Below are 18,984 nucleotides of genomic sequence, written 5' to 3' on the forward strand. Positions count from 1 at the left end.
CGTCCCGCATCGGACGCTTGTAGTCAAGAAGTTAACGCAACTGGCCGCCCGTGTCGTCGCGGCGGCGGCCGGGCGCCGCCGTCGTCGGCCGCCGAACGGGACCGGGCTGGGCGTCAGCCGTGCATGTCCCGGTGCGCCCTGGCCAGCTCACGGTAATGCGCCGCGTTCTGCTGGACGCCGGCGAATTCCTCGTCGCTCAGTTCGCGCCGGACCTTGGCCGGCACCCCGGCCACCAGCGAGCGGGGCGGGACCACGGTTCCTTCCAGGACCACGGCGCCGGCCGCGATGAGGGACCCGGCGCCGATCACGGCACCGTTGAGGATGGTGGCGCTCATGCCGATCAGGCAGTCGTCCTCGACCGTGCAGCCGTGCACCACCGCGCTGTGCCCGACGCTGACCCGGGCGCCGACGGTGCAGGGGAAGCCCGGGTCCGCGTGCAGCACCACGTTGTCCTGCAGGTTGGTGCCGGCCCCCACGGTGATCGCGGCGGTGTCGGCCCGGACGGAGACGCCGTAGAAGGCGCTGGAGTCCTCGGCGAGGGTGGCCTTGCCGATCACCGAGGCGCTCGGTGCGATGAAGGCGGATTCGTGGACGGCCGGGGTGTCCCCGGCGAAAGCGTAAATGGGAGCCATGCCTCCAGCCTAGGACACACTCCATGTTGCGGGCTGGTTCCGGGCGGGGGTTGAACCGTGACCGGAGCTGAGTAGGATCGGGCCATCAAATGCGCCGTCCGGGAGGTGCTCCGTGGTGACCGAGAATGTGTTCCTGCGAACGATGCGGCGGCTGGAGAACGCGGACCGCCTGGACCCGGCCGTCCGGGCTGCGGACCCGCTCGCGGGCCGGCTCGTGGCCGACCGCCGGCTGCGGCGCTTTTTCCGGGGCGACGCCACCGGTATCCCGCCGCACGTCATCGCCAAGGATGTGCCCTTCGGCGCCTGGTTCATGGCGATCTTCCTGGACTTTTTTCCCGACGCCGACGCCGGCGCCCGTCGGGCAGCGACGCGGCTGGTGGCCCTCGGTGTCGTCGCCGCGACGCCCACCGGAATCAGCGGCTGGGCCGAATGGGCCCGGGCGGACCGCGGCACCCGGCGGGTCGGCGTCGTCCATGCCGCTGTCAACCTCGCTGCCACGCTCATTTTCGTGGCGTCCTGGGCCGCGCGGACCCGGGACCGGCACCGTCTGGGCGTGGGGCTGGCCCGCGCGGGCGGGGCCCTGCTGATCGTCGGGGGTTTCCTGGGTGGGTACATGGGCCGTACGCGCCGCCGCTGAGCCCAACCAGCTGGCAGCAGGGAGAGGGTTAGGCGGGGGAGCGCAGGACCGTGAAGCCCGGTCCCTGGTCTGGTCCCTGTCCCGCAGAACCCGGTTCCGGGAGCACGACGGCGATCGGGGCGCCTGGTGCCGCCACCCGCTCGAGCTCGCGGACGACGTCGCCCCAGTCCTCCGGCGCCAGGCCGGCCAGTGCGTCCACCGCCCACACGGAAGGGAAGGCCGAGTCGGCAAACGGCAGCGACGGGGCACCGGCCACGGAGGCTTCCAGCCCATGGGCCCGGGCGGAGTGGATGTTCTCCTCGGATCGGTCGACGCCGGTGAAGTGGATGCCGGAGCGCACAAAGCGCAGCCCGTCAGCGCCCTGGCCGCACTCGAGGCCCAGCACACCGGTGCGGCCCTCGGATTTGAGCAGGTCCACGAATTCCGGGAGCGGATCTTTTGGGGAAAGTGCCATACACCTATTCAATGACTGGCGTCAGGTGAATACAACAGCCTCAGTTGAAGACAACAGGGTCAGTTGAAGACAACCGTCCGGTTCCCGTCCAGCAGGACCCGGTGCTCGGCGTGCCATTGCACGGCCTGGGCCAGCGTGCGGCCCTCGACGTCGCGGCCCATCTGGACGAACTGCTCGGCCGTGCGCCGGTGGTCCACGCGGATGACTTCCTGCTCGATGATCGGGCCCTCGTCCAGGGCCGCGGTGACGTAGTGCGCGGTGGCGCCGATGAGCTTCACGCCGCGGGCGTGCGCCTGGTGGTACGGCTTGGCCCCCTTGAACGAGGGCAGGAAGGAGTGATGGATGTTGATGGCCTTGCCGGTCAGTTCCTGGCACAGCTCGTCGGAGATGATCTGCATGTAGCGGGCCAGGACCGTGAGCTCGACGTCGTGCTCGGCCATAAGTGCCCGGAGCTGGTCCTCGGCCTGGACCTTGGTCTCCGGCGTGACCGGAATGTGGTGGAAGGGGATGCCGTAGAACTCGGCCAGTCCCGCCAGGCCGCGATGGTTGGACACGATGGCCGGGATCTCGATCGGCAGGGTGCCGGAGCGCTGCAGGAACAGCAGGTCGTTGAGGCAGTGCGCCGACGTGCTGGCCATCAGCAGGGTGCGGACCTTCCGGCCGGCCGGGTTGAGGCTCCACTGCATGCCGAAGGCCTGGGCCACGGGCTCCAGGGCGGCCTGCAGCTCCAGCTGGGACGCCGGCGTCGTGGCCTCCACGCGCATAAAGAAGGTGCCGGTGCTCTGGCTGCCGTACTGCTGTGAGTCAGTAATGTTGCAGCCCGCAACGAGCAGGGCGCCGGCGACGGCGTGCACGATTCCGGGGCGGTCCGGGCAGGAGAGAGTGAGGATGTATGAGGCAGTCAGCTGGTGGTCAGTCACGGAGGATAGCCTACCCGCGGCGGCGCAGGACCCGTGCGCAGGGCCCATGCGCAGCGGCTCCGCGCAAGGCTGTGCGCAGGCTGTGGCCGGGCGCCGGCCTGGGGTAGTCTGGACAGGTCGCAACTGGCGTTGGGTGGCTAACCACCAGGGAGCGGCAATCACGAAGACCACGGATCGTACGCCTGGGCCGAGGGTCATGTTTTCCGGTCGGCAGCACCCGCTGCCGGCCCGCGTCGGCACCTGGAAACGGGTGCCGGTCCCTTGGTACGCCCCGTCATCCGGAGCCGTAATCTAGGGGCGCCGCCGCGGGCCAGCCGGTAACCTGACCTTAAGCAGTAGCCCGTTGCCTAGCCAGGAGTTCCCCGTGACCACCTCTCTTAGCCTTTCGTCAGCCGCCGTGAGCAACCAGCCGCTGGCCGACCTCGATCCTGAAATCGCCGCCGTCCTCGCCCAGGAGTTGGGCCGCCAGCGCGGCACCCTGGAAATGATCGCCTCCGAGAACTTCGCCCCGCGCGCAGTCATGGAGGCCCAGGGCTCGGTCCTGACCAACAAGTACGCCGAGGGCTACCCCGGCCGCCGCTACTACGGCGGCTGCGAATACGTGGACATCGCCGAGCAGTTGGCGATCGACCGCGTGAAGGAGCTGTTCGGCGCCGAATTCGCCAACGTCCAGCCGCACTCCGGCGCCCAGGCCAACGCCGCGGCCCTGTCCGCGATGATCAAGCCGGGCGACAAGATCCTCGGCCTGTCGCTGGCCCACGGCGGGCACCTGACCCACGGCATGAAGCTGAACTTCTCCGGCAAGCTCTACGACGTCGCCGCCTACCAGGTGGAGGAAGACAACTTCCGCATCGACATGGACAAGCTCCGCGAGCAGGCCATCGCCGAGAAGCCCCAGGTGATCATCGCCGGCTGGTCCGCCTACCCGCGCCACCTGGACTTCGCCGCGTTCCGCTCCATCGCCGACGAGGTCGGCGCCCTGCTGTGGACGGACATGGCGCACTTCGCCGGCCTCGTGGCCGCCGGACTGCACCCGAGCCCGGTCCCGCACTCCGACGTCGTCACCTCCACGGTGCACAAGACCCTCGCGGGTCCCCGCTCCGGCGTGATCCTGGCCAAGCAGGAGTGGGCCAAGAAGATCAACTCCAACGTCTTCCCGGGCCAGCAGGGCGGACCGCTCATGCACGTCATCGCCGCCAAGGCCGTGGCGTTCAAGATCGCCGGCACGGAGGAATTCAAGGAGCGCCAGGAACGCGTCCTGGAAGGCGCCCGGATCATCGCCGACCGCCTGAACCAGGCCGATGTGTCCGACGCCGGCGTGTCCGTCCTCACCGGCGGCACCGACGTGCACCTGGTCCTGGTGGACCTGCGCAACTCCCAGCTGGACGGCCAGCAGGCCGAAGACCTCCTGCACTCCGTGGGCATCACCGTCAACCGCAACGCCGTCCCGTTCGACCCCCGCCCGCCGATGGTCACCTCCGGCCTGCGCATCGGCACGCCCGCCCTGGCCACCCGGGGCTTCGGCGCCGGGGAGTTCACGGAGGTCGCGGAGATCATCGCCACCGCGCTGAAGGCCGGCTCCGCCACGGATGTGGAGGCCCTCCAGTCCCGGGTGGACAAGCTCGCCGCCGACTTCCCGCTGTACCCGCAGCACGAGCAGTGGTGAACGGATGACCACGGAGACCACCAACGTCCACGCCAACACCGCCCGGATCCTTGACGGCAAAGCCACTGCCGCCACGATCAAGGCCGAACTGACCGAACGCGTCGCCGCCCTCAAGGCCCAGGGGATCGTTCCGGGCCTCGGCACCATCCTGGTGGGCTCTGACCCGGGGAGCACCTGGTACGTGGGCGGTAAGCACAAGGACTGCGCCGAGGTGGGCATCACGTCCATCCGCCGCGACCTGCCGGAAGACACCACCCAGGAGGAGCTGCTGGCCGTGGTCCGGGAGCTCAACGACAACCCGGAATGCACCGGCTACATCGTCCAGCTTCCGCTGCCCAAGCACATTGACCAGGACGTCATCCTGGAGGCCATGGACCCCGACAAGGACGCCGACGGCCTGCACCCGATGAACCTCGGCCGGCTGGTGGCCAACGTCAGCGGCCCCATGAAGTCCCCGCTGCCCTGCACGCCGAAGGGCTGCGTGGAGCTGCTCACCCGGCACGGCATCAACCTCAACGGAAAACGCGTTCTGGTGGTGGGCCGCGGCGTCACCATCGGCCGTCCCGTGGGGCTGCTGCTCACCCGCAAGGATGTCAACGCCACGGTGATCCTTGCCCACACCGGCACCGTCGACCTGCCCGCCGAACTGCGGCAGGCCGACGTCGTGATCGCCGCGGCCGGGCAGCCGCACATGATCAAGGCGGCGGACCTCAAGCCGGGTGCGATTGTGCTCGACGTCGGCGTCAGCCGCGTCGAGGACGGCTCCGGCAAGGCGGTGGTCACCGGAGACGTGGACCCCGCCGCGGCCGACGTCGCCGCCTGGCTCTCCCCGAATCCCGGGGGAGTGGGCCCCATGACCCGCGCGATGCTGCTGGCCAACGTGGTGGAAACCGCGGAACGCCACGCAGCAGGCAGCACCTCCGGCGCTGGGACTGGCGACGCCTGAGTCGTCCAACGCCTGAGTCTTCCAATGCCTGGGCTGACCGCAGGGCGCTGTCTCCTGTGAAGGAGGCGGCGCCCTGCGGCGTTTAAGCCCGGGAGGTAACGGAATGGCAAACGTCTGGATTTTTTACGAAAAGACTCTTTCATAGTTCGGCCGTTTCCATTACCGTGTTCGGGTGCCTGAACTCGCCTCAAAGCAAACCCCACCCTCGGAAGCCGCCCCCATGGCCGCCCACCAAAGCCGTCCCTCAAGCGCCGGCAGCCCCTCCGCTGCCGGCGCTCCGCAGTACGTCATCACTGCCGAAAACCTGACCAAGCGCTACGGCGACGTCGCCGCCGTCGACGGCATTTCCTTCTCCGTGCCCGCCGGCGAGGCCTTCGGCCTGCTCGGTCCCAACGGCGCCGGCAAGTCCACCACCATGAAGATGATCGGCGGAGTGTCCGAGCGGACCTCCGGAAACCTCAGCATCATGGGCCTGGACCCCGACCAGAATGGCCCGGAAGTCCGCGCGCACCTGGGTGTCGTCCCGCAGCAGGACAACCTGGATGAGGAACTCAAGGTCCGGGACAACCTGCTGGTCTACGGCCGCTACTTCGGCCTGCCCATGAGCTACCTCAAGCCGAAGGCCGATGAGCTGCTGGAGTTCGCCCAGCTCACGGACAAGGCCAAATCCAAGGTCGACGCGCTCTCCGGCGGCATGAAGCGCCGGCTCACCATCGCGCGCTCCCTCATCAACGAACCCAGGATCCTGCTGCTGGACGAGCCCACCACCGGGCTGGACCCGCAGGCCCGGCACATCCTCTGGGACCGGCTGTTCCGGCTCAAGGAACAGGGTGTCACCCTGATCCTCACCACCCACTACATGGACGAGGCCGAGCAGCTCTGCGACCGGCTGATCGTGGTGGACAAGGGCAGGATCATGGCCGAGGGGTCGCCCGCCAGCCTGATCCGCGAGTACTCCACCCGCGAAGTCCTGGAACTGCGCTTCGGCTCGGAACGCAACGCCACCGTCGGTGCCGAACTGGAAGGGATCGGCGATCGGCTGGAAACCCTGCCGGACCGCGTCCTGATCTACGCGCACGACGGCGAGGCCGCCCTTGAGGAAGTCTCCGCCCGCGGACTGCGCCCGGTGACCTCGCTGGTGCGCCGGTCCTCGCTGGAGGACGTTTTCCTGCGCCTGACCGGCAGGAGCCTCGTTGACTAAGAAGGTGGAGCTGGCTAAGAAGGCAGAGTTGACGGAATCAACTCAAGCGGCCGGCGCGACGGCGGCCCCCGCCCTGCGCGCGCACTCGCCGGAGGTCTCCGCGGCGAAGGCCCGGAAGTGGGGCGCGTTCTACTACGCCGAGCAGGTCCTGCGGGTGATGAAGGGCTACGGCTGGACCATCGTGATGTACGGCGTCGGGCAGCCGGTCGCGTATCTCTTTGCGATGGGCGTCGGTCTGGCCACCCTCGTGGACACCAACAGCACGGCGGCGTTCGGCGGGGTCAGCTACCTCGTGTTCATCGCCCCGGCCCTGCTGATCTCGGCTGCCGTGATGACCGCCGCGAACGAGTTCACCTTCCCGGTGATGGACGGATTCAAATGGCGCCGGGTCTACTACGGGCCGCACGCCTCGCCGTTGACCCCGGAGCAGATCGCGCTAGGTCAGATCATCGCCGTCACGGTGCGCCTGCTGCTGCAGTCCGCCATCTACTTCGGCGTGGTGGCGTTGTTCGGCGCGTCCCCGAGCCCCTGGGGCTGGGCCTCCATCCTGGTCGCCACCCTCGCCGGGCTGTCCTTCGGCCTGCCGCTGATGGCGTACGCGGCCTCCATCAAGGAGGACAAAGGCCAGTTCGCCATGGTGATGCGCTTCATCGTGATGCCGCTGTTCCTGTTTTCCGGCACCTTCTTCCCGCTGGACACCCTGCCCCTCGCCGTGCGCTGGATCGGCTGGACCTCCCCGATCTGGCACGGCACGGAGCTGGGCCGCGTGCTCAGCTACGGCTACGAGGAGCCGCCGCTGCTGACCATCGCGCACCTCGTGTTCCTGCTGGCGCTTTGTGTCGTCGGCTGGATCCTGACCAAACGCCAGTTCGTCAAAAGGATGGGCGGATGAGCGCCATCACCACCGGCCGGGGGCCGGGGAGCAGCAGTGTCACCGAGGCGGCCCGCAACCGGCACTTCGGCTCGCTCTACTCCCGCAACGTCCGCGCCGTCGTCGCCCGCGGGCTGATGGCCACCAAAAGCAGCAACTGGATGGTCATGCTCTCGGGCTTCTTTGAGCCGGTGCTGTACCTGATCTCGATGGGCGTGGGCCTGGGCGCGATCGTCGGCTCGGTGCAGGGTCCCGGCGGCGGGGAAATTTCCTATGCGGCGTACATCGCCCCGGCGCTGCTGGCCGTGTCCGCGATGAACGGCGCCGTCTACGATTCCACCTGGAACGTGTTCTTCAAGATGAACTTCGCCAAGCTGTACCAGGGCATGCTGTACACCTCCCTGGGCCCGCTGGACGTCGCCATGGGCGAGATCTTCCTGGCCCTGCTCCGCGGCCTGATGTACGCCACCGGATTCACCGCGGTGATGGGCCTGATGGGGCTGATCACCACACCGTGGGCCATCCTGATGATCCCAGCCGCGGTGCTGATCGCCTTCGGCTTCGCGAGCTTCGGCATGGGCATCACCAGCTACATGAAGACATTCCAGCAGATGGACTGGATCAACTTCGTGATGCTGCCCATGTTCCTGTTCAGCGCCACGTTCTACCCGCTCAGCGTCTACCCGCAGTACATCCAGTGGCTCATCCAGGCCATGCCGCTGTGGCACGGCGTCGAGCTGCTGCGGCAGATCAGCGTGGGCGTCTTCACCCCGGCCACCGCCGTGCATATCGGCTACTACCTCGTGATGATCGCCCTCGGCGTGCTGCTCACCACCGGGCGGCTGCGCAAGCTGTTCCTCAAATAGCCTTCAGGAGACGGAGAACCCATGATCGGCAAACTGCACGCCCTTGTGATCGACTGCGAGGACCCGGACACCCTGGCCGCCTTCTACCAGGAACTGCTGGGCATGACCCGGGTCCACGAGGAGGACGGCTTCATCTCGATCGGCGATGCCGCCGGCGTGCCGTCCGTGGACTTCCAGCGCGTCGAACGGCTGGTCCGTCCGCAGTGGCCCGACGCCGACCATCCGCAGCAGATGCACGTGGACGTGCTGGTGGACGACCTCGACGCCGGCGAAGCGGCGGTCCTCCGGCTCGGCGCCACCAGCCTCGACGCCGGCACCGAAACCTTCCGCGTCTACGCGGACCCCAGCGGCCACCCGTTCTGCCTCGTTTTGTCGTAGGGCCTGTTGTCGGGATCGCCGTCGCCCGGGGCTGTTCGCCCGGGGTGGAAGCGGGCGGGGCCGCCGCGGGGGTTTGCGATAATGGGCTCATGCAATCTCTGGGCAACTCCGAGTCTTCCAAGCCGTCCGCGTACAACACCGCCACGGGCAAGTTCTCCATGCTCCGCATCAGCGGACCCGGAATGATGGTTTTTATCATCGCCTTCGTCGTGGCGGTCATCTTTGCCGCGAACCAGAACGACGTCGTCGGCTGGATCGTGGCGATCATCGCCGGCTTCTGGCTTGCCCTGGCCGCCTTCGTCGTCTTCAGCATCCAGAAGGCGGCCCGGAAGGCCGGCGCCAAACTCACCGAAGCGCAGAACGCCTTCAACGCGGCGGCCGGCCGGGCGCCGTCGTCGGGCAGTGTTGACCACGGCAGCACCCGCGTCGTGGAGGTCCGCCGGGAAGCGGACGAGGTCCGGGACCTGAAGCTGGACCACTCATTCAAGATTGTGCAGGTGCAGGTCCGCGTCGTCGAGCAGGAGCGGGCGAAGGGGGCGGCCTCGGACCAGGACACCATCCGGCGCGCACTCGAGACCATTGAGATCACCGCCACCAACGCCCGGGACATGATCAAGTCCTCCGGCGGCAGGGACGAGCCCGTATCCGGAACCATTGTCGACTAGAGTGGATCGGGTGAGCTCGGCATTGAAGAAGGACAACCTTCGCATCGCATCAGTCAACGTCAATGGCCTACGTGCCGCCTACAAAAAGGGCATGGCGGAGTGGCTGGAGCCGCGCGGAGTGGACATCCTGTGCCTGCAGGAAGTCCGCGCGCCTGACGCGATCGTCCAGGAACTGCTCGGCGAGGGCTGGTACATCCTGCACGCCGAGGCCGAGGCCAAGGGCCGCGCCGGCGTCGCGATCGCCTCCCGCGAAGAGCCGCAGGCCACCCGGGTGGGCATCGGCGATGACTATTTCGCCACCGCCGGGCGTTGGGTCGAAGCCGACTACATTGTCCGCAACGCGGCGGGGGAGGCCTCGCAGTTAACCGTGGCCAGCGCGTATGTGCACTCCGGCGAGGCCGGCACCCCCAAGCAGGACGACAAATTCCGTTTCCTCGACGTTATGGTCAGCAGGCTCCCCGAACTGGCCAAACACAGCGACCATGCCCTGGTGGTGGGCGACCTCAACGTCGGCCACACGGAGCTGGACATCAGGAACTGGAAAGGCAACGTCAAACGTGCCGGCTTCCTGCCCGAGGAGCGCGCCTACTTTGACCGCTTCTTTGGCGAGGAGATTGGCTGGAAGGATGTTCACAGGGGCCTGGCGGGTAACGTCGACGGCCCCTACACTTGGTGGTCGCAACGGGGACAGGCCTTCGACAACGACACCGGCTGGCGCATTGATTACCATATGGCCACGCCCGGCCTCGCTGCAGCCGCAGTGTCGGCCGTTGTTGACCGGGCACCGTCCTGGGACACCCGCTTCTCCGACCATGCCCCGCTGGTAGTGGACTACCGGCTCTAGCCCTAAGGCCTCCACGAATGACCTCTTCTTCCACTGTGACTCCCGTGAACGACGCCGACGCCGAACCCGCCGCTGCGGCCCCCGTTCCCTCAACAGGGACGCGCCAGCGCATCCTCTCCGGCATGCAGCCCTCCGCGGATTCCCTGCACCTGGGCAACTACCTCGGCGCCCTGGTGAACTGGGTCCGCATGCAGGACGAGTACGACGCCGTCTTTTTCATCCCGGACCTGCACGCGATCACGGTCCCGCAAGATCCGGCCGAACTGGCCCACCGCACCCGCGTCACGGCCGCGCAGTACATCGCCGGCGGCGTGGATGTGGACAAGTGCACGCTCTTTGTCCAGTCCCAGGTGCCCGAACACGCCCAGCTGGCCTGGGTCCTGAACTGCATCACCGGCTTCGGCGAGGCCTCCCGGATGACCCAGTTCAAGGACAAGGCCTCACGGCACGGCTCGGACCAGGCCAGCGTCGGGCTGTTCACCTACCCCATCCTGCAGGCCGCGGACATCCTCCTCTACCAGCCGCACGGCGTTCCGGTGGGCGAGGACCAGCGCCAGCACGTGGAGCTCAGCCGCGATCTTGCCCAGCGCTTCAACACACGCTTCGGTGAGACGTTCAACGTTCCGGCGCCCTTCATCCAGAAGGAATCGGCGAAGATCTACGACCTGCAGCACCCGACCGCGAAGATGTCCAAGTCGGCGGAATCACCGGCGGGCCTGATCAACCTGCTGGACGATCCCAAGGTCATCACCAAACGGATCAAATCCGCGGTTACGGACGCGGAAACGGAGATCCGGTTCGACCGCGAGGCCAAGCCGGGGGTCTCCAACCTCCTGACCATCTACTCGGCTATTACCGGGCAGAGCGTTGAGGCCCTTGTCGCTGCCTACCAGGGCAAAATGTACGGCCACCTCAAGGTTGACCTGGCCGAGGTGGTGGCAGAGCACCTGACCCCCATCCGCGACCGAGCCAACGAACTGCTCAATGACCCCGCGGAGCTTGACCGGCTGCTGGCCCTCGGCGCTGACAAGGCCCGCCAGATCGCTGCGGTCACCCTGACCGACGTCTACGCGAAGGTGGGTTTCCTGCCCTACGCCGGAACCCGGGGAGTCCGCTAGGCCAATGTCCTCCGTCAGCAGAGTCACCGCCAGCGAGCCGAAACGCGCCAGCACGCGCGCCGTCGGGAGCGCCGCTCCGGACGCCGCGGACGCCGGGGACAACGGACAGGGCAGCGAGGGCATCAGCATCGGCGTGATCCTGGGATTCCCGGACGAGATCGCCGAGGAGCTCCAGCGCTGGCGCGCGTCGTTCGGAGATCCCATGGCGGAGGTCATCCCGGCCCACATCACGCTGGTGACCACCACCATGACCCAGGACTGGGAAGCGACCCGCAGCCATGTCCGCGAGATCGCCAGCCAGCAGGAGCCGTTCAACGTGACCATCGCGGGCACCGGATCCTTCCGGCCGGTCTCCCCGGTGGTCTTCCTGAACGTCGAGGACGGTTTCGGGGACTGCGTGAACCTGCACCGCCAACTGCAGTCCGGCCCCCTGGAGCGGGAGCTGCCATTTGCCTACCACCCGCACGTCACTGTGGCCCACGACGTCGCCCCGGAAAGCCTCGACGAAGCCGAAACGGTCCTCAAGGATTACCGGGCCACGTTCCCGGTGGCTAGCATGGGACTCTACGAGCACGATGACAACGGCATTTGGCAGCTACGGGAAGAGCTTGACTTTGGGACCAAACCTGACGACGACAGAGGCCAGGACGGCACCGCAGGCGCCCGGTAAGCCGCCCCTTCCCACCGACCTGGCCGGGTTGAAGCTGGAGGTCATCCGCAAGCGCGTCGACTGGGGCAGGGCCCGACGGGCCGGCGGCGGGGGACTGGCATCGGTCATGGCCATGGTCGGGTGGTTGCTGGCCCGGCTCAACACGCTGTTGCCCCTGCGGGCCTTCCAGCACTACGGCCGCCAGCACGGCCCGCTGATGAGTGCCGGCATCGGGTTCAGGATGTTCTTCTCCATCACTGGTCTGTTGGCCACGGGGCTCTCCCTGGCCGGCCTCTTCCTGAGCGGCCAGCCGGCGCTGCTGGACCAAATCATCAAGAGTGTGGCCATGACCGCACCCGGCCTCCTGCAGGTGGACGGCAGCGAGGGCCTGGTGGACCCGTACGCGCTGCTGAATCCCACCAGCCTGGGCTGGGCGGCCGTGATCGCCGCCGCCGTGACCGTATTTACGTCCCTGGGCTGGATCAGCGGCATCCGCGACGGCGTGCGCGGCATGATGCAGCTCGGCCCGCGGGGCATGAACCCGGTCCTGCAGATACTGCTCGACGTCGGCACGCTGATCCTGCTGGGAATCGCCCTGGTGATCAGCGCGGCAGCGTCCCTGGTGTTCGGGACGGCCGCCGACTGGGTGACCGAGCAGCTGAGCCTCGATCCGCTGCTGGCCGGCCCCCTGACCACCTCCGTGACGATCCTCGTGCCCCTGCTGCTCGGCTGGGGTACCGCCCTGATCATGTTCCGGGTGGCGGCGGGGCTGAAACCGGCCCGCCGCGCCCTGCTGGAAGGCACCATCCTCGCCGCAGTGGGCACCACTGTGCTGCAGATCTTCAGCACCCAGCTGCTGGCCAGTGCCGGAAAGAACCCCATCCTGGCGCCCTTCGCCATCATCATCGGCCTGCTGATCTGGTTCAACCTGGTCAGCCAGGTCTACGTCATCTGCGCCGCGTGGGTGGCCATCCGGGAGCAGGACCGCAACTCGGCGCCGGGCACCACCACCACGGGGTGGGGCGCCCGGCGCGTCCAGCCGGGCAAAACGCCGGCGGAACCCCGGCCCCGGCGGGCCTCATGGTCCGCCGCGTTCAGGCGTCGAGGTACTGGTCGGCCCACGCCGAAATAATCTTCCCGGCACGGGCCGCCTGGCCCTTGGCCGTCAACAGATGATCGCTGCCCTCGAGGGACACAAAGCTGCGCGGATGCCGCGCGGTCTGGAAGATGGTGCTGGCATTCTCGATCCCCACCGTGTTGTCCGTGGGGGAGTGCATCACCAGCAGCGGCTTGCCGAGCCGCTTGATGCAGTCCGTGAGGTCCGCGTTCTCCAGGTCCTCCACGAAGTGCCGCCGGATCTCCACCCGTTTGCCGCCCAGGTCCACTTCCGCGCTTCCCTCACTGAGAATCCGGTCCAGGGCGGCGTCGAACACGTGGGCCACGTGTTTAGGCGAAAACGGCGCCCCCACCGTGGCGACGGCGTCGAGCTCCGGGATGGCACCGGCGGCGGCCAGGACGGCAGCCCCGCCGAAGGAATGGCCCACCAGCAGCGAGACCGGCCGTCCCGAGTCCCGCATGAACTCCGCCGCCTTGACGGTGTCGGCCACCTTGTGGCTGAAAGACCCCTCCGACCACAGCCCCGCGGACTCGCCGAGGCCCAGGTTGTCGAACCGGAGCATTCCCACGCCGTTGTCCGCCAGGGCCTTGCAGATCCGCGACGCCGAGGGGCTGTCCTTGCCCAGGGTGAAACCGTGCGAGAACACCCCCCAGCCCTTCACGGGGCCCTCCGGGACATCAACGATGCCGGAGAGCAGTTCGCCGGTGGAACCCTGGAAATTGACTTTTTCGGAGCGGGACACGGTGTCCCCTTTCGTGAGTGCGGGAGGACGACGACGGCGCCCCCACCCGTGAGGTGAGAGGCGCCGTCGTCGTGATGAATCTTGCGGGTGCCGGTGGCTAGATCTTGCGGGACAGAATGGCCTGCTTGACCTCGGCAATTGCCTGCGTGACCTGGATGCCGCGCGGGCACGCCTCGGTGCAGTTGAAGGTGGTGCGGCAGCGCCACACGCCCTCCTTGTCGTTGAGGATCTCCAGGCGCATGTCGCCGGCGTCATCGCGGGAATCGAAGATGAAGCGGTGTGCGTTGACGATCGCGGCCGGGCCGAAGTACTGGCCGTCGGTCCAGAACACCGGGCAGGACGACGTGCACGCGGCGCACAGGATGCACTTGGTGGTGTCGTCGAACCGCTCGCGGTCCTCGGCGGACTGCAGGCGTTCCTTGGTGGGCTCGTGGCCCCGGTTGATCAGGAAGGGCATAACCTCGCGGAAGGACTGGAAGAACGGCTCCATGTCCACGATCAGGTCCTTCTCCACCGGCAGGCCCTTGATCGGCTCGACCGTGATGGGCTTGGACGTGTCCAGGTCCTTCAAGAGGGTCTTGCAGGCGAGGCGGTTGCGGCCGTTGATGCGCATCGCATCGGAGCCGCAGACACCGTGGGCACAGGACCGGCGGAAGGAAACGCTGCCGTCCATCTCCCACTTGATCTTGTGCAGGGCGTCGAGGACACGGTCGGTGCCGTACATGGTGACCTTGAAGTCATCCCACGTGGCGTCCTCGGAGACCTCGGGGTTGTAGCGGCGCACGCGCAGGGTCACATCGAAGGACGGGATCTCCCCGCCGCCTCCGACGTGGGCGGGCAGTTCGATCTTGGAGGCTGGCTCAGCGAGTTCAGCGGTCATCTTAGTACTTCCTCACCATCGGCTCGTAGCGCGTAAAGACCACCGGTTTGGTGGCAAGCCGGATGCCGGCCGTTGTTTTGGCCGTCCCGGCAGTTCCATCCGCCGGAGCATGCTCATCCTTGTACGCCATGGAGTGCTTCATGAAATTCTCGTCGTCGCGTTCGGGGAAGTCCTCGCGGAAGTGTCCGCCGCGGGATTCCTCGCGGTGCAGGGCCGCCACGGTCATGACCTTGGCGAGTTCCAGGAGGAAGCCCAGTTCCACGGCTTCGAGGAGGTCAAGGTTGAAGCGCTTGCCCTTGTCCTGGACGCTGATCCGCTGGTACCGCTCCTCGAAGGACGCGATGTCCTTCAGGACCTGGTTCAGCGTCTCGGCGGTGCGGAACACCTGCATGTTGGCGTCCATGGTGTCCTGCAGTTCCTTGCGGATCGCAGCGACCTTCTCGGTGCCGTCGGCGGTGCGGACGTGGTCCAGCAGGTTCAGCGTGTAGGCCTCCGGGTCAGCGGGGAGCTCCACGAAGTCCGCGGTCTTGGCGTATTCCGCGGCGGCAATGCCGGCGCGCTTGCCGAAGACGTTGATGTCCAGCAGGGAGTTGGTGCCCAGGCGGTTGGAGCCGTGCACGGACACACAGGCCACCTCACCGGCGGCGTAGAGGCCCGGGACCACGGTGTCGTTGTCCTGGAGCACCTCGGCGCTGATGTTGGTGGGGATGCCGCCCATGGCGTAGTGCGCCGTCGGGAACACCGGAACCGGCTCCGTGTAGGGCTCGACGCCGAGGTAGGTGCGGGCGAACTCGGTGATGTCCGGCAGCTTGGCGTCGATGTGCGCCGGCTCAAGGTGCGTCAGGTCCAGCAGGACGTAGTCCTTGTTGGGGCCGCAGCCGCGTCCTTCGCGGACTTCGTTGGCCATGGAGCGGGCCACGATGTCACGGGGGGCGAGGTCCTTGATGGTGGGCGCGTAGCGCTCCATAAAGCGCTCACCCTCGGAGTTGCGCAGGATGGCGCCTTCGCCGCGGGCAGCCTCGGAGAGGAGGATGCCCAGGCCCGCGAGGCCTGTCGGGTGGAACTGGAAGAACTCCATGTCCTCCAGGGGGATACCGCGGCGGAACGCGATGCCCATGCCGTCGCCGGTGAGGGTGTGCGCGTTGGACGTGGTCTTGAAGACCTTGCCGGCGCCGCCGGAGGCGAACACCACGGACTTGGCCTGGAAGACGTGCAGTTCACCGGAGGCGAGGTCGTAGGAGACGACGCCGGCAACACGCTTCTGCTTGTACGGCGTTCCGTCCTCGCGGACGGCGTCTTCCTCGACGGTCAGCAGGTCCAGGACGTAGTACTCGTTGTAGAACTCGACGTTGTGCTTGACGCAGTTCTGGTACAGGGTCTGCAGGATCATGTGGCCGGTGCGGTCCGCGGCGTAGCAGGCGCGGCGGACCGGAGCCTTGCCGTGGTCGCGGGTGTGCCCGCCGAAGCGGCGCTGGTCGATCCGGCCCTCGGGCGTGCGGTTGAACGGCAGGCCCATCTTCTCCAGGTCCAGGACGGCGTCGATCGCTTCCTTCGCCATGACCTCGGCCGCGTCCTGGTCAACCAGGTAGTCGCCGCCCTTGATGGTGTCGAAGGTGTGCCACTCCCAGTTGTCCTCTTCGACGTTGGCCAGGGCTGCGCACATGCCGCCCTGCGCCGCGCCGGTGTGGGAGCGGGTGGGGTACAGCTTGGTCAGTACTGCTGTTCGGGCGCGCTGACCGGATTCGATCGCCGCGCGCATCCCGGCGCCACCGGCACCGACGATGACGACGTCGTACTTATGGACCTGCATACCAGACGCTCTTTCTCTCAAAATTCGCTAACAACACCGGCCGGCGGAGCCAGCCCGGTGAAACCTCGTGGAAATCCCTGGCCTGCACCGGGCAGGCAGGGATCGGTTGCCGCTGGGCAGCGCTGCTACGGCGCGGGGCAGAAGCCGCCGGGCAGCTGGACGCCGTTTACCACCGGGCACGGGTCGAACGTGAAGATGACCAGGGTGCCCAGGATGATGATGACGGTGGTGGCCGCGTAGAGCACGATCTTCAGCCACAGGCGCGTGGCGTCCTTCTCGGCGTAATCGTTGATGATGGTGCGCACACCGTTGGTGCCGTGCAGCATGGCGAGCCACAGCATCGCCAGGTCCCAGATCTGCCAGAACGGGTCTGCCCACTTGCCGGCCACAAAGCCGAAGTCGATCGCGTGGATGCCTTCGCCCACCAGGAGGTTGACGAACAGGTGTCCGAAGATCAGCACCACCAGGACCACGCCGGAGAGCCGCATGAAGAGCCATGCGAGCATTTCGAAGTTCCCCTTGGAACTGCCGTTGCGGCGGTACTGGGGAGCGATCCGGTTACTGCCTACCTTGGCGGCGGGCGCCTTTGCGCTGCGCGGGCTCTGAATCTCAGTTGCACTCATGGCTAGTGTCCTCCAAGGGCGAGGGAAAGGTGGCGGATGGAGAAGCCCACCATGACGACTGCCCAGAGAATGAGCACCGCCCACAGCATCTGGCGCTGGTACTTGGCGCCCTTCTTCCAGAAGTCGACGGCGATGATCCGCAGGCCGTTGAAGGCGTGGAACACGATCGCTGCGACAAGGCCCGTTTCACCCAGGGCCATCAGGGGGTTCTTGTAGGCACCGATCACTGCGGTGTAGGCCTCGGGGGACACACGCACCAGTGAGGTGTCCAGCACATGGACCAACAAGAAGAAAAAGATCACTACACCGGTAATGCGATGTCCAACCCAGGACCACATGCCTTCACGGCCGCGGTACAAGGTGCCAGCTGGTTTTGTCGGCACTGAATAAACCTCCCTGCAACACAGCGGCGCTGGCATGGGATCCACGCGGGGGGAACGCCTGCTGCGAGAGCACTCGTAAGCTCAAGCCTAAATCTAGGCTTCGCTCACAGCTTATTCAATTCAGCCACTCCTGGGTGACGGCGCCCGGCGGGGATTTTCGCGGGTTTTGAGACGAACGCCACATTCGTTGGGGCGCTGGGCTCCCCGGGAGCACCGTTGCCGGACCTGGCACCCGGGGAGTGTGGGCCCTTCGGAGCGGAGGACAGAATGCAGAGTGCGGTGCCGTGTCCGCCACGGGATCAGGGGCTGCCGCATCACGGTCCGCTAAAGTAGCGGTGATGACTACAGACAATGTGACAAGCCAGGACTCGCCGCAGGTACCGGCGCAAGATTCGGCGCTGGGCCGCTTTATTGCAGTGATTCCCGCCGGCGGCGTGGGCACCCGGCTCTGGCCGCTGTCGAGGGCGGCAGCCCCCAAATTCCTCCACGACCTCACGGGATCGGGCAGCACCCTTCTGCGTTCCACCTACGACCGGCTGGAGCCGCTCGCCGGCAAGCGCATCCTCGTGGTGACCGGCGCGGCCCACCGCGACGCTGTCTGCAGCCAGCTCCCCGAGATTGACGACGCCGACCTGGTGCTTGAGAGCGAACCCAAAGATTCCGGCGCCGCCATTGGCCTGGCCGCGGCGATCCTGCACGAGCGCAACCCGGACACCATCATGGGCTCGTTCGCGGCGGACCAGGTGATCAGCCCCGATGAGCTGTTCCACGACGCCGTCCGGGAGGCCATCCACGCGGCCGCGGCCGGCAAGATCGTCACGATCGGCATCAAGCCCACCCACCCGTCCACCGGCTTCGGCTACATCCGCGCGGGGAAGAACCTCGGCGTGGACGGCGCCCCCAGTGCCCAGGCCGTCGTCGAGTTCGTGGAAAAGCCCAGCGAGGAGATCGCCCAGGAGTACCTAGACAGCGGGGACTATGTCTGGAACGCCGGTATGTTCGTGGCGCCGGTTTCGCTGATGCTCAAGCACCTCGAAGCCAACGAACCCGAGCTTTTCGCCGGGGTCCAGGAGATCGCCCGGGCCTGGGACACCCCGGAGCGCGACGAGGTCAAGGCCCGTGTCTGGCCCACCCTGCCCAAGATCGCGATTGACTACGCCGTGGCCGAGCCGGCCGCCGCCGCCGGCGATGTCGCCGTTGTACCAGGCACCTTCCGCTGGGACGACGTCGGGGACTTCGCCTCGGTGGGCCGGCTCCACAGCGCGAAGGAAGTCAAGGACGTCACCGTGATCGGGGAAGGCGCCCGCGTTTTTACCGAGGATGCGAGCGGTGTGGTGGTGTCCGATACCAAGCGTGTGATCGCGCTGATCGGGATCAAGGACATCGTTGTGGTGGACACCCCGGATGCCCTTCTGGTGATGCACAAGGAGCACTCCCAGCGCGTGAAGCAGGCCGTCGATGCGCTCAAGGCCAGCGGCGACACCGACGTTCTCTAGTTCCGGCGAGGCGTCTGGTCCCGGTGAGGCGTCGTCCGGGCCCTTCGGCCCTAGCGGGGGCGCCGGAAGTGTTTCCCGGTTCGTAA

The 18,984-nt window shown here is 67.2% G+C and carries 21 protein-coding genes; 13 read left to right on the top strand and 8 right to left on the bottom strand.

Annotated elements, in window-relative coordinates; all coding sequences use genetic code 11:
• Positions 1-113 precede the first annotated feature (113 nt).
• Positions 114-632, bottom strand: a complete 519-nt coding sequence (locus FS787_RS16770) for a gamma carbonic anhydrase family protein (protein ID WP_144674205.1) — start codon at positions 630-632, stop codon at positions 114-116.
• Between the two features lie 115 nt (positions 633-747).
• Here FS787_RS16770 and FS787_RS16775 point away from each other — a divergent pair, with 115 nt between their 5' ends.
• Positions 748-1,269 carry a DUF2231 domain-containing protein gene (locus FS787_RS16775; RefSeq protein WP_260982619.1) on the top strand — a complete coding sequence of 174 codons (522 nt, stop codon included), beginning with the start codon at positions 748-750 and terminating at the stop codon, positions 1,267-1,269.
• Between the two features lie 28 nt (positions 1,270-1,297).
• On the opposite strand, the gene FS787_RS16780 is transcribed toward FS787_RS16775, so the two are convergent.
• Positions 1,298-1,723, bottom strand: a complete 426-nt coding sequence (locus FS787_RS16780) for a class I SAM-dependent methyltransferase (protein ID WP_144674207.1) — start codon at positions 1,721-1,723, stop codon at positions 1,298-1,300.
• A 59-nt stretch (positions 1,724-1,782) separates the two neighbouring features.
• Positions 1,783-2,691, bottom strand: a complete 909-nt coding sequence (gene purU, locus FS787_RS16785) for a formyltetrahydrofolate deformylase (RefSeq protein WP_395940364.1) — start codon at positions 2,689-2,691, stop codon at positions 1,783-1,785.
• 316 nt (positions 2,692-3,007) lie between these two features.
• Here purU and glyA point away from each other — a divergent pair, with 316 nt between their 5' ends.
• From glyA to FS787_RS16840, 11 genes are all read left to right on the top strand, one after another.
• Positions 3,008-4,309, top strand: coding sequence for a serine hydroxymethyltransferase (glyA, locus tag FS787_RS16790; RefSeq protein WP_144674211.1), 1,302 nt, complete (start codon positions 3,008-3,010; stop codon positions 4,307-4,309).
• A 4-nt stretch (positions 4,310-4,313) separates the two neighbouring features.
• Positions 4,314-5,255: a bifunctional methylenetetrahydrofolate dehydrogenase/methenyltetrahydrofolate cyclohydrolase gene (locus tag FS787_RS16795; protein ID WP_144674213.1), complete on the top strand. Its 942-nt coding sequence runs from the start codon at positions 4,314-4,316 to the stop codon at positions 5,253-5,255.
• A 220-nt stretch (positions 5,256-5,475) separates the two neighbouring features.
• Complete coding sequence (locus FS787_RS16800; RefSeq protein ID WP_144674482.1) at positions 5,476-6,456, top strand: ABC transporter ATP-binding protein; 981 nt, start codon at positions 5,476-5,478, stop codon at positions 6,454-6,456.
• A 28-nt stretch (positions 6,457-6,484) separates the two neighbouring features.
• Positions 6,485-7,348, top strand: a complete 864-nt coding sequence (locus tag FS787_RS16805; RefSeq protein WP_144674484.1) for an ABC transporter permease — start codon at positions 6,485-6,487, stop codon at positions 7,346-7,348.
• The gene (locus tag FS787_RS16810) at positions 7,345-8,193 is read left to right on the top strand and encodes an ABC transporter permease (protein ID WP_144674215.1); all 849 of its coding nucleotides are present in this window, start codon (positions 7,345-7,347) and stop codon (positions 8,191-8,193) included. Before FS787_RS16805 ends, FS787_RS16810 begins: the two co-directional genes overlap by 4 nt.
• A 21-nt stretch (positions 8,194-8,214) precedes the next feature.
• Complete coding sequence (locus FS787_RS16815; protein WP_144674217.1) at positions 8,215-8,571, top strand: VOC family protein; 357 nt, start codon at positions 8,215-8,217, stop codon at positions 8,569-8,571.
• 89 nt (positions 8,572-8,660) lie between these two features.
• Positions 8,661-9,236, top strand: a complete 576-nt coding sequence (locus FS787_RS16820) for a hypothetical protein (RefSeq protein ID WP_144674219.1) — start codon at positions 8,661-8,663, stop codon at positions 9,234-9,236.
• A 10-nt stretch (positions 9,237-9,246) separates the two neighbouring features.
• Positions 9,247-10,080: an exodeoxyribonuclease III gene (locus FS787_RS16825; RefSeq protein ID WP_144674221.1), complete on the top strand. Its 834-nt coding sequence runs from the start codon at positions 9,247-9,249 to the stop codon at positions 10,078-10,080.
• Positions 10,081-10,097: 17 nt separating this feature from the next.
• Complete coding sequence (trpS, locus tag FS787_RS16830) at positions 10,098-11,198, top strand: tryptophan--tRNA ligase (RefSeq protein WP_144674223.1); 1,101 nt, start codon at positions 10,098-10,100, stop codon at positions 11,196-11,198.
• 4 nt (positions 11,199-11,202) lie between these two features.
• Positions 11,203-11,868 (top strand): 2'-5' RNA ligase family protein, encoded by a 666-nt coding sequence (locus FS787_RS16835; RefSeq protein ID WP_260982620.1) that lies wholly within the window; start codon positions 11,203-11,205, stop codon positions 11,866-11,868.
• The gene (locus FS787_RS16840) at positions 11,813-12,979 is read left to right on the top strand and encodes a YihY/virulence factor BrkB family protein (protein WP_260982621.1); all 1,167 of its coding nucleotides are present in this window, start codon (positions 11,813-11,815) and stop codon (positions 12,977-12,979) included. Before FS787_RS16835 ends, FS787_RS16840 begins: the two co-directional genes overlap by 56 nt.
• Here the strand turns inward: FS787_RS16840 and FS787_RS16845 are convergent.
• The 5 genes from FS787_RS16845 to sdhC all read right to left on the bottom strand — a co-directional run bounded on the left by FS787_RS16845 (position 12,942) and on the right by sdhC (position 17,402).
• On the bottom strand, positions 12,942-13,706 hold the full coding sequence (locus tag FS787_RS16845) for a S9 family peptidase (RefSeq protein ID WP_144674227.1): 765 nt from the start codon (positions 13,704-13,706) through the stop codon (positions 12,942-12,944). The two genes, FS787_RS16840 and FS787_RS16845, sit on opposite strands and share 38 nt — an antisense overlap.
• Positions 13,707-13,803: 97 nt before the next feature.
• Positions 13,804-14,586: a succinate dehydrogenase iron-sulfur subunit gene (locus FS787_RS16850; RefSeq protein WP_144674229.1), complete on the bottom strand. Its 783-nt coding sequence runs from the start codon at positions 14,584-14,586 to the stop codon at positions 13,804-13,806.
• A gap of 1 nt (position 14,587) precedes the next feature.
• A complete protein-coding gene (gene sdhA / locus FS787_RS16855; protein ID WP_144674231.1) occupies positions 14,588-16,396 on the bottom strand; it encodes a succinate dehydrogenase flavoprotein subunit in 1,809 nt (602 codons plus the stop codon).
• 125 nt (positions 16,397-16,521) lie between these two features.
• Positions 16,522-17,019, bottom strand: coding sequence for a succinate dehydrogenase hydrophobic membrane anchor subunit (locus FS787_RS16860; RefSeq protein WP_056433014.1), 498 nt, complete (start codon positions 17,017-17,019; stop codon positions 16,522-16,524).
• Between the two features lie 2 nt (positions 17,020-17,021).
• Positions 17,022-17,402 carry a succinate dehydrogenase, cytochrome b556 subunit gene (gene sdhC / locus FS787_RS16865; RefSeq protein ID WP_144674233.1) on the bottom strand — a complete coding sequence of 127 codons (381 nt, stop codon included), beginning with the start codon at positions 17,400-17,402 and terminating at the stop codon, positions 17,022-17,024.
• 338 nt (positions 17,403-17,740) lie between these two features.
• Here sdhC and FS787_RS16870 point away from each other — a divergent pair, with 338 nt between their 5' ends.
• Entirely contained in the window at positions 17,741-18,898 is a 1,158-nt protein-coding gene (locus tag FS787_RS16870) for a mannose-1-phosphate guanylyltransferase (protein WP_144674235.1), read from the top strand.
• Positions 18,899-18,984 lie beyond the last annotated feature (86 nt).

This window comes from Arthrobacter sp. U41, assembly GCF_007679325.1.
GTDB lineage: Bacteria > Actinomycetota > Actinomycetes > Actinomycetales > Micrococcaceae > Arthrobacter.

Coding starts and splice junctions, on each gene's coding strand:
- FS787_RS16770 (WP_144674205.1), bottom strand. CDS start 632: ATGGCTCCCATTTACGCTTTCGCCGGGGACACCCCGGCCGTCCACGAA.
- FS787_RS16780 (WP_144674207.1), bottom strand. CDS start 1,723: ATGGCACTTTCCCCAAAAGATCCGCTCCCGGAATTCGTGGACCTGCTC.
- purU (WP_395940364.1), bottom strand. CDS start 2,691: ATGGGCCCTGCGCACGGGTCCTGCGCCGCCGCGGGTAGGCTATCCTCC.
- FS787_RS16795 (WP_144674213.1), top strand. CDS start 4,314: ATGACCACGGAGACCACCAACGTCCACGCCAACACCGCCCGGATCCTT.
- FS787_RS16800 (WP_144674482.1), top strand. CDS start 5,476: ATGGCCGCCCACCAAAGCCGTCCCTCAAGCGCCGGCAGCCCCTCCGCT.
- FS787_RS16810 (WP_144674215.1), top strand. CDS start 7,345: ATGAGCGCCATCACCACCGGCCGGGGGCCGGGGAGCAGCAGTGTCACC.
- FS787_RS16815 (WP_144674217.1), top strand. CDS start 8,215: ATGATCGGCAAACTGCACGCCCTTGTGATCGACTGCGAGGACCCGGAC.
- FS787_RS16820 (WP_144674219.1), top strand. CDS start 8,661: ATGCAATCTCTGGGCAACTCCGAGTCTTCCAAGCCGTCCGCGTACAAC.
- trpS (WP_144674223.1), top strand. CDS start 10,098: ATGACCTCTTCTTCCACTGTGACTCCCGTGAACGACGCCGACGCCGAA.
- FS787_RS16835 (WP_260982620.1), top strand. CDS start 11,203: ATGTCCTCCGTCAGCAGAGTCACCGCCAGCGAGCCGAAACGCGCCAGC.
- FS787_RS16850 (WP_144674229.1), bottom strand. CDS start 14,586: ATGACCGCTGAACTCGCTGAGCCAGCCTCCAAGATCGAACTGCCCGCC.
- sdhA (WP_144674231.1), bottom strand. CDS start 16,396: ATGCAGGTCCATAAGTACGACGTCGTCATCGTCGGTGCCGGTGGCGCC.
- FS787_RS16860 (WP_056433014.1), bottom strand. CDS start 17,019: ATGAGTGCAACTGAGATTCAGAGCCCGCGCAGCGCAAAGGCGCCCGCC.
- FS787_RS16870 (WP_144674235.1), top strand. CDS start 17,741: ATGACTACAGACAATGTGACAAGCCAGGACTCGCCGCAGGTACCGGCG.